The following is a 13,389-nucleotide window of genomic DNA, read 5'->3' on the forward strand; positions in this document are numbered from 1 at the left end:
AAGACTCCTGTTCAACTGATACTATTTCCCTGATATACTGAAAGAGCAAGTCCGTCTCCGACAGGAAGAAGAGTCGAGAAGAGGGCCTGATCCTCCATCACAAGCCTCAAGTACTCCCTTATTCTCTTATGGATGGTCCTATCCCTTCTGCAGAGGGCTTCCTTTGGCTCCAATATCCTGCCCTCCTGGAGAATATTGTCAGCGACTATAAGGGCGCCATCAGACAGATGCGGCCTTATAAGCTTCAGATAGTCTGGATACTGCGCCTTTGCAGCATCTATAAAAACAAAATCAAAGGAGCCTTCTATAGTAAGAAGGATCTCCTTTGCATCGCCGCATCTGAGGCTAATAGGCGCATTTGATCTGCTGAAATTCTCCTTTGCCTGTCTGATCCTCGGTTCGTAATTCTCTATTGTGACAAGCTCCTTTAAGGCTGTGTCAAATTGAGCCATCAGAAGAGCTGAAAAGCCTACCGCTGTACCGATCTCAAGGATGCGCTCCGGCCTCTTCTCCTGCATCAAAAGAGCCATAAGCCTCTGTGTATCGTCCCTTATTATAGGGACATGATCTAAAAGAGCCTTGTTCCTGATCAGAAGAAGCTCCTCAGGAAGAATCACAGGAAAGCTTCCGATAAAGCCTTTGAACCTGTCGTAATCAGTAAATATCATACTTCCTGAATCACAGGAAGGATCATAGGATTTCTCTGAGTCTCCTTCCAGATAAAATCTGAGAGTGCGATCTTGACCTCTGTCTTGATCTTGCTCCAGTCCCTGACCCTTGAGTCACTGAGCTCTTGAAGTCTGTTCGCTACTACAGCCCTTGACTGTTCCATAAGATCCTCTGACTCCTTTACATAGACGAATCCGCGTGAAACTATATCAGGTCCTGAAACAATCTCGCCGCTTGACTTCTCTATGGCCATTACTATGATAATGATACCGTCCTGAGCCAGATGCTGCCTGTCGCGAAGCACTATGCTTCCTACGTCCCCGACTCCGAGTCCGTCTACAAAGACTGTGCCTGTGCGGACATGTCCGGTGACATTTGCCCGTCCCTTTTCATCAAACTCCAGTATATCACCAGATGCGAGGATCTTTATATGCTCTGTATCATAGCCCAGTGATCTGGCTATTCTTTCCTGAGCCTTCAGATGCTTGTATTCGCCGTGTACTGGTATCGAATACTTAGGCTTCACAAGCGAATAGATGAGCTTTATCTCTTCCTGACAGGCATGTCCTGAGACATGGACATCCTGGAAGATGACATTGGCTCCCTTACGATAGAGCTCGTTTATGATATTCGATACATCCTTCTCATTTCCCGGAATAGGATGTGATGAAAAGATGATCGTATCTCCGGGCTTTATGGCCACCTTCTTATGGGTGCCGTTTGCCATACGGGAAAGCGCTGCCATCGATTCTCCCTGGCTTCCTGTGGTGATTAGAACAGTCCTGTTGTCAGGATAGTTTTTAAGCTGATCGGTAGATATCAGCGTATTGTCCGGTATACTTATATATCCGAGTTTCTGAGCAATGGATATGATGGTCACCATGCTCCTTCCCTCGACAACAACCTTCCGGCCATATTTGTATGCGGTATTTATTATCTGCTGTACCCTGTCCACATTGGAGGCGAAGGTGGCTATTATTATTCTGGAATCCTTGTTCTCTGCGAAGATATCGTTGAACTTGACTCCAACCGTGCTCTCAGACTCTGTAAAGCCCGGTCTCTCAGCATTGGTGGAATCACACATCAGACCAAGCACACCCTTCTTGCCGATCTCAGCAAATCTCTGAAGATCGATCGCGTCACCAAAAACAGGAGTATAGTCGACCTTGAAATCCCCTGTATGCATTATCACTCCGACCGGAGTATAGATGGCGAGGGCTGCAGAATCCTGTATGCTATGGTTTGTCTTTATGAATTCGACCCGGAACGGCCCTGCGTTTATAGTCTGTCCGTATTTCACAGTCTTCCTGTGGGTACGGTTTAAGTATCCGATCTCGGAAAGCTTATGGTCTATAAGCCCCATAGTAAGCCTTGTGGCATAGATCGGTACATTGATCTCCTTTATCACATAAGGGATCGCTCCTATATGGTCCTCATGACCATGAGTTATGAAAAATCCCTTTACCCTTTCCTTATTCTCTACCAGATAGCTTATATCAGGGATGCACATATCGATCCCTAACATATCATCCTCAGGAAAGGCCAGCCCGCAGTCGACAACTATTATAGTGTCCCTGTATTCGAAGGCTGTCATATTCATCCCTATCTGTTCCAACCCGCCAAGGGGTATTATCTTTAAATGTGATTTCCTCTGTCCTTTCAAAAAATCTCCTTAAAACTCTATATCTGTATCATCAAGTTCCTCAGAAAAAACCTTGTAAACTGCCCTGAGGACAGTCTCATCCTCTACCGCTTCGTATGAGACATTTTCCCCATCGTCTGCTGTCTTCTTCAAAATGAAGCATTCTGCCTCCTCCGCATCAGGATCAGAATCGCTGACAAGAAGATAACATACCTGGTTTATCACGGTTTCATCCAATATATAAAAATCCTGGTTTTCACCAGTGTTTTCATCTGTGAAGGTTATTTTTTCCATTATCCAAATAAGTCTGCAAAATAAGCGCAGCTGCAGTCTCGTCCACCTTTTCCTTGATCTTCTCATGGCTTTTAAAGCCGGCGGCCTTCATAGACTGTTCTGCGATCACTGTTGTAAATCTTTCGTCCTGGTAATATACCGGTATCCCGGTCTTAGTAGTAAGAATTGTCCCGAATTCGCGGGTAGCTTGACACCTTTCCCCTTCTATCCCGTCAAGTCCTATAGGCAGTCCTATCACAAAAAGCGACACGGAATATTTCTCTACAAGTTCCCTAATGGCTGCTATAGTAGTACGGAGCTTGGTAGGACGTGCTCTCCTTATAGTAAGAAGCGACTGTGCAGTAATATAGAGCGGATCTGATACAGCCACTCCGACTGTCCTGCTGCCGTAGTCAAGTCCAAGTATCCTGCCCTCCATCAGCTCTCCCAGGCCTTGCGGTCGATATATTCACGAAGAAGTTCCTCAACGAGCTCATCTCTCTCGACCTTCATGATAAGGCTTCTGGCATTATTATGACTTGTGATGAATGTCGGATCTCCTGACATTATGTATCCGACTATCTGGTTTACAGGATTATATCCCTTCTCTGACAGGGCCTTGTATACGAGATGTATGATCTCCTTAACCGTTATGGAATTGTCGCTCTGCACCTTGAAATACTGTGTCTGACTAAGGTCTTTCATAATACGTCTCCTTGCTGCGTTACTCACGATTTCCATGAAGCTGATCTTACAGTTTCACGAACAATTCAAACTTTTATTTATGATACTACAAACATCTTAACTTTTCAAGTGCATATATCCGCTGTCTATTTCCCCGAGCTGCCCCGAAACAAACCTGCCTGACATATCCTGATCCGATTCGTACAGTACCCTTATATATTCAGGCGTATATCCGGTCCACATCTCCCTTCCGTTTACCATCTCCCTTTCCTCGAGAAGGGCGATTGCATCCTTTCCTATATGCCGGCTCAGATAGTCCTGCTTAAGCCCTGCTGCCACATGGCGCAGCACCTCCGACCTTTCTGCCTTGATCCGCTTTGACAGCTGTCCTGTCATCCTCTCTGCCCTTGTCCCCTGACGGACAGAATATGGAAAGACATGGATCTCATAGAAGGCTGCCTTTTTTGCAAACTCAAGTGACTCATGAAACTCCTGTTCAGTTTCTCCCGGAAAGCCACAGATCATATCGCATGTTATGGCCGGATCATCAAAATACTTCCTCAGATATCCTACTGACTCAAGGAATTCATCCGTGCTGTAGCTTCTATTCATTCTTTTAAGGACTGTATCGGATCCGCTCTGCAGTGACATATGAAAATGAGGACACATAAGGGGAATAGCCGACAGTCTCCTTGCAAAATCCTCTGTCACGGCTGATGGCTCAAGTGAGCCAAGCCTTATCCTCTTTACTCCATCCACCTGACTTATCATTTCAATGAGATCTACCAGTCCACAGGAGCCGTATGAATAGCTTGTAAGCCTTATTCCTGTAAGGACAAACTCTCTGAAGCCCTCCTTTACAAGCTCCCCAATCTCCTCTATCACCTTTTGTGGATCCCGGCTCCTCTCCCTTCCTCTTGCGTATGGGATGATACAGTAGGAGCAGAACTGATTGCAGCCGTCACATACCTTTACAAAAGCTCTTGTATGGTCCTCCTTTTCTGAAGGGCCATTCTCCTCGTATTCAAACACTCCTTTATTTATATCCGGCACACAGATTTCCCTGGCATCAGGATCATTTCTTCTCTTTTCCAGAAGCTTTTCTATCTCCTCGAGGAGATGGCTCTTCTGATTGTTTCCAAGTATCAGATCTGCTACTCCCTCCCTTATCAGGACATCCTTACCGGTATTGGCATAACATCCGCAGGCTACGACTATGGCCCGGGGATTCCTTGTCCTTGCCCTGCTTATCATCTGTCTCGACTTCTGGTCTGCTACCCTGGTCACTGTACAGGTATTTATCACATAGACATCCGCCTTTTCTGTAAATGGCACTATCCTGTATCCGGCCCTTCTTAAGGATTCCTCCATACCCTCCAGCTCATATGCATTTACCTTACAACCAAGATTATGAAAGGCTGCTGTCCTGTTTTCCAAAATAATCTTCTCCTGTACAAAAACAAAGCTCCCTCTAATACGAGGGAGCCTCTTCTGATCTGCGTGCTAAAGTCTACTGCTCAATGATATAAGGCTTTAATGCCTCGATGATATCAGCATCATTGTCTGCGTGGATAGTAAGATCGATCGGGCTTGAAAGATCAAGGGAAAAGATCCCCATGATCGACTTGGCATCGATCACATATCTTCCAGAGATCAGATCGAAATCGCTGTCGAACTGGCTTATCGTGTTGACAAAGCTTTTTACCTTATCTATTGAGTTAAGAGAAATCTTCACTGTCTTCATGTATTTCCTCCTGTAAAAAACCTGAACATCTCTCCCTTTACCCCTTTATGTTAAAGCAAGCGAGAGAAAAAGTCAATCACTTATTGCAACAATAGAAACCCATTCTCCCTTATGGTTTATCTCTTTGATCTTGAAGCCATTCTCCTTCAAAGCATCCGTCACCTCATCCTCCTTGAAATCGATTATACCCGAGGTAAGGAGGATACCCTGATCCGCTATTGCCTGCTTTATCGACGGAAGCATCCTTATTATTATATCGGCAAGGATATTTGCGCATACCAGGCTGTATCCGCCTCCTACCTGCTGCTGCAGCTTTCTGTCACATGATATGTCCCCTATAAAAAGATGCATGTTGCAAGGATCTATATCGTTTCTTTTGAAATTCTCCTCTACAGCCTCCCTTGTAGCTGGATCTATATCTGTAGCAGTGACCTCTGCTGCCCCCTCACGAAGGGCTATTATGGAAAGGATACCGCTTCCGGTTCCAAGGTCAAGAACCCTTTCGCCCTTATGGATATACCCTGGCAGCTCCTCGATAATAAGCCTGGTGCTCTCATGCTTTCCTGTCCCAAAGGTGATACCCGGATCCATCCTTATGATATGCTTACTGTCCAGGTCAGGCCTCTCCTCCTCCCAGCTTGGGACTATAGTATAGTCACCTACGCTGAAGGTATGGAAGAACTCCTTCCACTTATCTCTCCAGTCTCTTTCATCTGTATATGAGATATCAATCGTAGCATTTCCTATGTCAGCCGTCTGCCTGAGCTGGTCAAGAGAGAACCTTATATCCTCTATAAGCCTTCCATAGTCACTGCCTTCTTCCACATAGAAAAAGATCTGGCTCTCACCATTATCCTCTCCCATATCGGGTACAAGCTCCTTATAGCCCTCTCCCTCGAGAGGAGTCACTGCTGCCTTATCGCTTATCTCTATATTGGTGATCCCATGATCGTAGAGAAGGGCAGAAACCAGGTCCTCTGCCTCCTCTCTTGTATTGATAGTAAACCTTATCCAGCGCATAACATCTCCTTATCAGTATCTGCGGTAGCGCAGAAGGACCGGTATTATCTGATGCATTACCTCAGAGGCGTATTCGACCTCCTCTGTCGTATTATATATAGAAAATGAAAACCTCACAGTCGACTCAAGCAGACTGTCCTTAAGTCCTATCGCCTTAAGAGTCCTTGAAATAGAAGGACGGTTTGATGAACAGGCGCTTCCAGCCGATACATAGACACCCTTGTCCTCAAGCGCATGGAGCAGGACCTCTGCCCTTATCCCCTCCACACTGACAGAGAGGATCTGTGGAGCGGATTCATCTGTAAGCAGTGAATTAAAGCTCACCTCTTCTATATCAGAAAGAAGCTCTGCCATTCTTTTTTTAAGGTCTGCTAAATGCCTTCTGTGTCCCTCAGTGTCAGAAAACATCTCCTTTACAGCGACTCCCAGGCCAGCTATGGCCGGCACATTTTCTGTACCGCTCCTGTAGCCACTCTCCTGTCCACCTCCATAGATTACAGGAGCAAGCTTTACCTTGTCTCTTTTGTATAAAAAGCCGCTTCCCTTTGGTCCATGTATCTTATGACCGCTTACTGAGAGAAGATCTATTCCCATCTTCCCCGGGAAAAGAGGAACCTTTCCATATGACTGGATTGCATCAACAAAGAAAAGCGCCTTAGGACACCTCTCATGTATTATCTCAGCTGACTTCTCAACCGGCATTACAGAGCCTATCTCATTATTGACATGCATCATGGCGACAAGAGCTGTATCGTCTCTTAATGCATCCCTTAGGTCATCAGTGCTTATCACTCCATTACTGTCTGTAGGGAGATAGGTAACCTCGTATCCTTCTTCCTCGAGCTCCTTCATAGGCATATATACAGCAGCATGCTCCACGGCAGTAGTAATTATATGCCTGCCTGCCCTCCTGTTGGCCTTAAGGCAACCAAAGATAGCCAGATTGTTGCTCTCTGATCCTCCTGATGTAAAGATTATCTCTTTTGGTGTGCATTTAAGGGATTTCGCTATTATCTCACGGCTTTCTCTTATATAGCCCTCTGCCTTCATTCCCTTGCCATGCAGCGATGAGGGATTTCCATAATCATCAAGAAGGACCTGTCTCATCTTTTCGAAAGCCCCCTCGGAGCATCTAGTCGTTGCAGAATTATCAAAATAACATTCCATTTATTTCACCAGTATAGTCTCTGTAGATTCATATGCTTTTTCAAGCAGATCATCTATCACATCATCAAGATGGGTCTCTGACTTTTCTATTACATCAAGCCTTGGCTTTGTAACAGGATGCTTTGCCACAAAGATAGTACAGCAGTCCTCATATGGAAGGATTGATGTATCATAGGTTCCGATCTTTTCAGATATATCTATGATATCCTGCTTGTCAAAGCCTATAAGAGGGCGGAATACAGGAAGCGAGGCTGCATGGTCAGTAACATAAAGTGACTGCATGGTCTGGGAAGCCACCTGTCCTAAGCTTTCTCCTGTGATAAGAGCCATATCACCGTCTAAGCCAGCGAAATGCTCTGCTATAGTCATCATGTATCTTCGCATTATAATAGTAAGCTCATCATGAGGACATTTCTGATAGATTGCCATCTGTATATCGGTAAAGTTTACTACATGAAGCTTTATCGGCCCTGTATATCTTGAAAGTATCCTTGCCAGATCCACTACCTTCTGCTTTGCGCGTTCTGATGTATATGGAGGCGCATGGAAATATGTAGCATCTATAGTCACTCCACGGCGGGCTATCATATATCCGGCGACAGGAGAATCTATTCCTCCTGAAAGAAGCAGCATTGCCTTTCCAGCTGTACCTACAGGCATTCCACCGACTCCCTTGTGGTAGAAAATATGGAAATTGATCCTCTCCCTTATCTCCACCTCTACCAGATAATCCGGATTATGCACATCAACAGAGGAAGCAGGAAAAGCATCCAGTATCCTTCCTCCGAGCTCCCTGTTTATCTCCATAGAGTTGAAAGGATAGTTCTTCCTCGCCCGTCTTGCCTCGACCTTGAAGCTAAACGGCTTATCCTTAAGCTCTTCCTTAAGGTAGCAAATGATCTGGTCTGATAGATCATCAAATCCGGTATCCTCTGTCATAATGCATGGACAAATCCAGATGACCCCGAAAACCTTTGAAAGAGCATCTATGACCTCATCCTGATCAAAGCCCTCTCCCTCTACAAAGATCCTTCCCTGAGGTCTTGTGACCTTAAAGCTTCCGTCTATCTTACTCAAGGCCTCTTCGATACGCTTTACAAGGGTCTCCTCAAAGTAATGGCGATTTTTCCCTTTTAGGCCTATCTCTCCATACTTGACTAAGAATGCTTTTTCCATTTATTCAAACCTTTCGTCGATCACTCTTTTTGACTTTTTCTCAGACCGTGGCAGGACTCCGATTTCTACGACTTTGACTATAGGAGTAAAGCCTATCCTAGTCCTTACCGCCTCGCTTACAGCCTCTGACATCTTGTTGAAGTCGACCATGCCACTCACTGCCTCTACATAGATCCTCATGGTATCCTTGCCGTCAAGATGAGATATCCTGATCTGATATTCGCTTGAGAGCTGGTCAAAATCTGCAAGGATCTCCTCTATCTGCTTAGGGAATACATTGACTCCCTTTATCTTCATCATATCATCGGATCTGCCCATTATGGTATCGATACGAGGATACCTGCTTCCACAAGCACACTCTCCAGGAATTATCCGTGAGATATCATGGGTCCTGAATCTGATAAGAGGTGCTCCTTCCTTTACAAGAGTAGTGATTACTATCTCTCCCCAGCTGCCGTCAGGCAGGTTCTTGCCTGTAGCCGGATCTATGATCTCCAGATAGATATAATCATCCCAGTAATGCATTCCGCACTCATATTTGCAGCTGATACCGATTCCCGGTCCGTATATCTCGGTCAGGCCGTATATATCGTATATCTCAATGCCCAGCTCTCCTCTGATACGGTTCCTCATCTTTTCTCCCCATCTCTCTGATCCTATGATGCCCTTCCTCAGATATATATTCTGAGCCAGATCCTCTTTCTCTATCTCCTCGGCTAGAAGCAGGGCATAGGATGATGTGGAGCAAAGAACCGTAGTCTTCATATCCTGCATGAACTGGAGCTGCTTTCTGGTATTGCCGGGGCCCATAGGGACAGCCATGGCTCCCAGTCTCTCACAGCCAGCCTGAAAGCCTATCCCGGCAGTCCACAGACCATAGCCCGGAGTGATCTGGACTCTGTCCTTTTCTGTAACTCCAGCCATCTGATAGCATCTTTTGAACATTTCTGCCCAGTCATCCACATCCTTTTTTGTATAAGGGATGATGACCGGAGTACCCGTTGTACCGCTTGAGGAATGGATACGGACTATCTTCTCCTCAGGCACAGTCATAAGTCCCAGAGGATAAGCCTCTCTCAGATCCTGCTTCTGGGAAAATGGAAGAGCTAAAAACTCTTCAACCGACTTCACCTCTTTTATACCTGCTTCTCTTAATTTTTTTCCATAAAAATTATCAGAGCTTTCCAGGCGCTTTACCTGGTCATTTACCATTGCAAGCTGTGTCTCATTTATTTCCATAATTTAATGCCCTCTCGTTTATCTCCCAGAGCTTCTCCGGAAGCCTTTCATGTAATGCCAGAACTATATCCTCTGCCGAAAGACCAAGCTCGCCTGATGCAAGCGCAGCTCCTAGCAGAAGGACATTCAAAACCTTTGAACTGCCTATTTCAGAAAGAGCCCTGTCTGTATCTATTACAGTAAGATTTCTTACCTCTTTCCTGAGATAGTCTATATGAGCGGCCGGGTCATAGGATGACATACCTATCAGGGCCGAAACCGGCTCAACAGGCCTGCTGCTAACCACGCAGGCACCTTCCTTCTTCAGAAAAGGAAGCTGTCTTACAGCTTCACCCGGCTCGAAGGCGATTAGCAGATCAGCCTGTCCTCTTCCTATTAGAGGCCCGTTTATGTCATCGCCTATCTTTATATCGGAGAAAACGCTTCCTCCTCTCTGTGCCATTCCTATTGTCTCAGCTGTCTCGACCTTCATACCGCGCTTCATTGCTGCGGCCGATATCAGCTTGCTGGCAAGTATCGTTCCCTGACCGCCTACTCCGGCAAGTACTATGTTCTTACTCATTATGTCCACCTCCGCTTATCGCGCCTACAGGACAGATCGCCTCGCAGAGAGCACAGCCCGTGCAGAGTGAAGGATCAATAAATGCCTTTGTATCCTTTATTATAAGAGCCGGGCAGCCTGCCTCATTTATACATTTCCTGCAGCCTATGCACTTGTCTGCATCAACAGACGATTTTGGGGATGTCGGCTTGAATCTGACTATACATGGAGATTTAAAAATTATGGCCTTTACTCCCTTTTCAGAAGCAACTCTTCTTACTGTCTCGACTGCCTGATCAAAGCAGAGAGGATCAGCTGTTACCACCGTCGTAAGTCCTATAGCCTTTAATACCCTTTCAATGCTTACCTTCTCTACCACATCTCCCATAAGTGTCTGTCCGGTTCCCGGATGCGGCTGGTGTCCGGTCATGGCTGTCGTCGAATTGTCAAGGACAATAAGTGTCATATCAGCCTGGTTATAGAATGCGTTTATGACGCCTGTTATGCCTGAGGCAAAAAAGGTCGAATCACCCACGAAGGCAAAGGTCCTTGTTTCCGGATCCACTCGGTTTATGCCCTGGGCCATATTGATACCGGCTCCCATGCAAAGGCAGGTGTCTGTCATATCAAGAGGATGGGCATTGCCTAAAGTATAGCAACCTATGTCTCCACAGTAGGCGCACTTCTGTCCCTCCATTGCCTTCTTTACAGCAAGGAAGCTTGCTCTGTGAGGACAGCCGGCACAGAGCACCGGAGGTCGCACAGGAAGGTCAGGCGGTGCTACAGGCTCTGATGCAGCCGTAAGACCAATACCGGTAAATCCAGAAACAGCCTCCTTTACAGAATCCACACTGTTCTCACCGGACCTTGCTATATCCCCTGTCAGCTTGCCACGGATCCTTACATTCAGATGATACTTACCGCATACATGGATAAGTGCACGCTCGATTACAGGATCAAGCTCCTCTATGCAAAGGACCTCATCCTTATCCTTAAGGAAACTTACAGCAAGCTCCTCCGGGAAAGGGAATGGAGTTGCAACCCTGAGGATCTCAGGACATGCATTGCCAGAAAGCGCATCTAATGTATAAGAATAGCTTATGCCGTTAGTCGCTATGGCTTTTCTTCCGTCATATCCGTCTGCTGGCCTTATGAAATTCCTGCTGTATCGAGAGAATTCCTTTGAAAGCTCTTCATTTCTCTTCTCTATAAGAGCATGATTCTTGAAGGAAAGCCTTGGAAATATAACCCATCTGGATGGATCCTTCTCATATCCTGCCGGAGAATTATTCTTATATTCTTCCTGATCAGCTATCTCTATAGACTCATATCCATGGTCTATCCTTGTAGTAGGTCGAAGGATCACAGGAGTCTTATATCTCTCTGACAGCTCGAAGGCCTCCTGAACCATATGATAGGCCTCGCTTACCGATGATGGATCCAGCACAGGGACCTTTGAATACATTCCAAATGTCCTGGTATCCTGCTCAGTCTGACTTGATATGGGACCAGGATCATCAGCAACGACTAAGACCAGTCCTCCCTCGACTCCTATATACTCAAGACTCATAAGAGGATCAGATGCGACATTTAATCCGACCTGCTTCATGGTCACGAGGCAGCGGGCTCCTGATATGGATGCGCCTGCTGCCATCTCAAGACCTGCCTTTTCATTAACAGACCATTCGACATATACGTCTGTCGTCCTTCTCTTTGCGATCGTTTCAAGGATCTCAGTAGACGGAGTCCCGGGATAGCCTGCTGTCACATTGACACCTGCGGCCAGAGCTCCAAGAGCTATGGCCTCATTTCCCATTAGAAATTCCTTATGCATACATACCTTTCCATTACTAAATCTTATAATTTTATTATACCGAACGCATTAGCGACTGCCGAGATCAGTATGATCAGGCAGAATAGCGGACAGATATACTTTATCATAAAACAGAAAATCTTTTTCCTTACGAACCTGGCGCCTCCCAGAGTAACCTCCCTGGTGAGGGCCTCTGATCCTATCTCCCTTGTCACAAGAAAGCAGGTGGCTATAGCTGCAAGTGGCATCATCACTGAGTTAGTAATGAAATCAAAGAAGTCAAGGAACTGCATACCTATTATCTTAACTCCACTAAGAGGTCCGTATCCAAGCGCCGACAGAGTCCCAAGCAGAAGCATGACTGCTCCGGCTATGGCCGATGCCTTTCGTCTTGAAAAGGAAAGCTCATCCTCCAGCGTTGAAACTGCCGACTCCATCAGTGCAATAGATGATGTAAGCGCTGCGACAAGCACCAGCATGAAAAACATCAGGCCGAATATCCTTCCTGCCGGGAATGAGGCAAAGGTCTTCGGCATAGTGATAAACATAAGAGACGGCCCTGCATCAAGGCTCTTTCCTGCATCCTTGCCTGAAAAGGCGAATACGGCAGGAATGATCATAAGTCCGGCAAGGAATGCTATTATAGTATCAAATACCTCTACCTGATCTGTGCTCTCCTCGATAGATACCTGCTTTTTCATATAGCTTCCGAAGGTGATAAGGATCCCCATGGCTATAGACAGCGAATAAAACATCTGCTGCATGGCTGTGACTACAGTCATCCATGAAAATCTGTTAAGGCTTGGGACAAGCAGATACTTAATGCCCTCTCCGGCTCCTGGTCTTGTCATAGTATAGACACATATGATCACCGCAAGGGCAATAAGGACCGGCATCAGTATCTTGGAAATTCTCTCGATTCCTCCCTGCACTCCCATATATACTATCACAGTAGTAACAAGAGCAAAAACTATAAACCAGCCTTCAGGTGAGGCCGTAGAAATAAAGGAGGCAAAATACCCCTTCTCCGCCATCCTCGCCGCCGGCCTGGTGATATAGTCGAAGGTATACTTCATAACCCAGCCGCCTATCACCGAATAATAGGGAACTATAAGCATTGGTACTATAGCGTTTATCCAGCCGCCTATCCTGTATATCCTCTTGTCAGAGAAGTGTCTGAATGCTCCTACCGGGCTCTTCTGGCTCATGCGCCCTATAGAGGTCTCGGCCATAATCATTGTGTAACCAAATGTGGCCGCGAGCAGGATATAGATGATCAGATAGGTACCGCCTCCGTACTTGGCACAGAGATAGGGAAATCTCCAGATATTTCCGAGGCCGACCGCGGCTCCTGCTGCTGAGAGTACAAAGCCAAGCTTTCCAGAAAAACTGGCTCTTTTTTTCATATTGTTATCCTTCTT

Annotated in this window: 14 protein-coding genes; all 14 read right to left on the bottom strand. The window is 46.1% G+C overall.

The annotated features are described in order from the left end of the window. Positions 1 to 11: 11 nt before the first annotated feature. The 14 genes from ACTNCK_RS01035 to ACTNCK_RS01100 all read right to left on the bottom strand — a co-directional run bounded on the left by ACTNCK_RS01035 (position 12) and on the right by ACTNCK_RS01100 (position 13,374). Complete coding sequence (locus ACTNCK_RS01035) at positions 12 to 668, bottom strand: O-methyltransferase (RefSeq protein ID WP_441080427.1); 657 nt, start codon at positions 666 to 668, stop codon at positions 12 to 14. Further along, positions 665 to 2,332: a ribonuclease J gene (locus tag ACTNCK_RS01040; protein ID WP_441080428.1), complete on the bottom strand. Its 1,668-nt coding sequence runs from the start codon at positions 2,330 to 2,332 to the stop codon at positions 665 to 667. Before ACTNCK_RS01040 ends, ACTNCK_RS01035 begins: the two co-directional genes overlap by 4 nt. A 9-nt stretch (positions 2,333 to 2,341) precedes the next feature. Then, a complete protein-coding gene (locus ACTNCK_RS01045) occupies positions 2,342 to 2,605 on the bottom strand; it encodes a DUF1292 domain-containing protein (protein WP_441080430.1) in 264 nt (87 codons plus the stop codon). Beyond that, positions 2,580 to 3,023, bottom strand: a complete 444-nt coding sequence (gene ruvX / locus ACTNCK_RS01050; protein ID WP_441080431.1) for a Holliday junction resolvase RuvX — start codon at positions 3,021 to 3,023, stop codon at positions 2,580 to 2,582. Before ruvX ends, ACTNCK_RS01045 begins: the two co-directional genes overlap by 26 nt. Then, positions 3,023 to 3,289 carry an IreB family regulatory phosphoprotein gene (locus tag ACTNCK_RS01055; protein ID WP_441080433.1) on the bottom strand — a complete coding sequence of 89 codons (267 nt, stop codon included), beginning with the start codon at positions 3,287 to 3,289 and terminating at the stop codon, positions 3,023 to 3,025. The genes ruvX and ACTNCK_RS01055 overlap by 1 nt, the downstream gene beginning before the upstream one ends. 96 nt (positions 3,290 to 3,385) lie before the next feature. Further along, positions 3,386 to 4,705: a tRNA (N(6)-L-threonylcarbamoyladenosine(37)-C(2))-methylthiotransferase MtaB gene (gene mtaB, locus ACTNCK_RS01060; protein WP_441080435.1), complete on the bottom strand. Its 1,320-nt coding sequence runs from the start codon at positions 4,703 to 4,705 to the stop codon at positions 3,386 to 3,388. A gap of 73 nt (positions 4,706 to 4,778) precedes the next feature. Further along, entirely contained in the window at positions 4,779 to 5,012 is a 234-nt protein-coding gene (locus ACTNCK_RS01065) for an HPr family phosphocarrier protein (RefSeq protein ID WP_441080437.1), read from the bottom strand. Between the two features lie 72 nt (positions 5,013 to 5,084). After that, the gene (prmA, locus tag ACTNCK_RS01070; protein ID WP_441080438.1) at positions 5,085 to 6,032 is read right to left on the bottom strand and encodes a 50S ribosomal protein L11 methyltransferase; all 948 of its coding nucleotides are present in this window, start codon (positions 6,030 to 6,032) and stop codon (positions 5,085 to 5,087) included. A gap of 12 nt (positions 6,033 to 6,044) precedes the next feature. Further along, the gene (locus tag ACTNCK_RS01075; RefSeq protein ID WP_441080440.1) at positions 6,045 to 7,199 is read right to left on the bottom strand and encodes a cysteine desulfurase family protein; all 1,155 of its coding nucleotides are present in this window, start codon (positions 7,197 to 7,199) and stop codon (positions 6,045 to 6,047) included. Next, positions 7,200 to 8,375 (bottom strand): tRNA uracil 4-sulfurtransferase ThiI, encoded by a 1,176-nt coding sequence (gene thiI, locus ACTNCK_RS01080; protein ID WP_441080442.1) that lies wholly within the window; start codon positions 8,373 to 8,375, stop codon positions 7,200 to 7,202. It lies immediately after the preceding gene. Next, positions 8,376 to 9,614: a phenylacetate--CoA ligase family protein gene (locus tag ACTNCK_RS01085; protein ID WP_441080444.1), complete on the bottom strand. Its 1,239-nt coding sequence runs from the start codon at positions 9,612 to 9,614 to the stop codon at positions 8,376 to 8,378. After that, on the bottom strand, positions 9,601 to 10,176 hold the full coding sequence (locus ACTNCK_RS01090) for an indolepyruvate oxidoreductase subunit beta (RefSeq protein WP_441080446.1): 576 nt from the start codon (positions 10,174 to 10,176) through the stop codon (positions 9,601 to 9,603). Before ACTNCK_RS01090 ends, ACTNCK_RS01085 begins: the two co-directional genes overlap by 14 nt. Next, a complete protein-coding gene (gene iorA / locus ACTNCK_RS01095) occupies positions 10,169 to 11,989 on the bottom strand; it encodes an indolepyruvate ferredoxin oxidoreductase subunit alpha (protein ID WP_441080448.1) in 1,821 nt (606 codons plus the stop codon). Before iorA ends, ACTNCK_RS01090 begins: the two co-directional genes overlap by 8 nt. A 23-nt stretch (positions 11,990 to 12,012) precedes the next feature. Further along, positions 12,013 to 13,374: a sodium-dependent transporter gene (locus ACTNCK_RS01100; protein ID WP_441080450.1), complete on the bottom strand. Its 1,362-nt coding sequence runs from the start codon at positions 13,372 to 13,374 to the stop codon at positions 12,013 to 12,015. Positions 13,375 to 13,389 lie beyond the last annotated feature (15 nt).

It is taken from the genome of Candidatus Weimeria sp. HCP3S3_B5, assembly GCF_052064335.1.
In the GTDB taxonomy this organism is placed as follows: domain Bacteria; phylum Bacillota; class Clostridia; order Lachnospirales; family Lachnospiraceae; genus Weimeria.

Bases quoted from the DNA above. Each gene is read 5' to 3' on its own strand.
- ACTNCK_RS01035 (WP_441080427.1), bottom strand. From the start codon at position 668: ATGATATTTACTGATTACGACAGGTTCAAAGGCTTTATCGGAAGCTTT.
- ACTNCK_RS01045 (WP_441080430.1), bottom strand. From the start codon at position 2,605: ATGGAAAAAATAACCTTCACAGATGAAAACACTGGTGAAAACCAGGAT.
- ruvX (WP_441080431.1), bottom strand. From the start codon at position 3,023: ATGGAGGGCAGGATACTTGGACTTGACTACGGCAGCAGGACAGTCGGA.
- ACTNCK_RS01055 (WP_441080433.1), bottom strand. From the start codon at position 3,289: ATGAAAGACCTTAGTCAGACACAGTATTTCAAGGTGCAGAGCGACAAT.
- ACTNCK_RS01065 (WP_441080437.1), bottom strand. From the start codon at position 5,012: ATGAAGACAGTGAAGATTTCTCTTAACTCAATAGATAAGGTAAAAAGC.
- prmA (WP_441080438.1), bottom strand. From the start codon at position 6,032: ATGCGCTGGATAAGGTTTACTATCAATACAAGAGAGGAGGCAGAGGAC.
- ACTNCK_RS01075 (WP_441080440.1), bottom strand. From the start codon at position 7,199: ATGGAATGTTATTTTGATAATTCTGCAACGACTAGATGCTCCGAGGGG.
- thiI (WP_441080442.1), bottom strand. From the start codon at position 8,375: ATGGAAAAAGCATTCTTAGTCAAGTATGGAGAGATAGGCCTAAAAGGG.
- ACTNCK_RS01085 (WP_441080444.1), bottom strand. From the start codon at position 9,614: ATGGAAATAAATGAGACACAGCTTGCAATGGTAAATGACCAGGTAAAG.
- ACTNCK_RS01090 (WP_441080446.1), bottom strand. From the start codon at position 10,176: ATGAGTAAGAACATAGTACTTGCCGGAGTAGGCGGTCAGGGAACGATA.
- iorA (WP_441080448.1), bottom strand. From the start codon at position 11,989: ATGCATAAGGAATTTCTAATGGGAAATGAGGCCATAGCTCTTGGAGCT.
- ACTNCK_RS01100 (WP_441080450.1), bottom strand. From the start codon at position 13,374: ATGAAAAAAAGAGCCAGTTTTTCTGGAAAGCTTGGCTTTGTACTCTCA.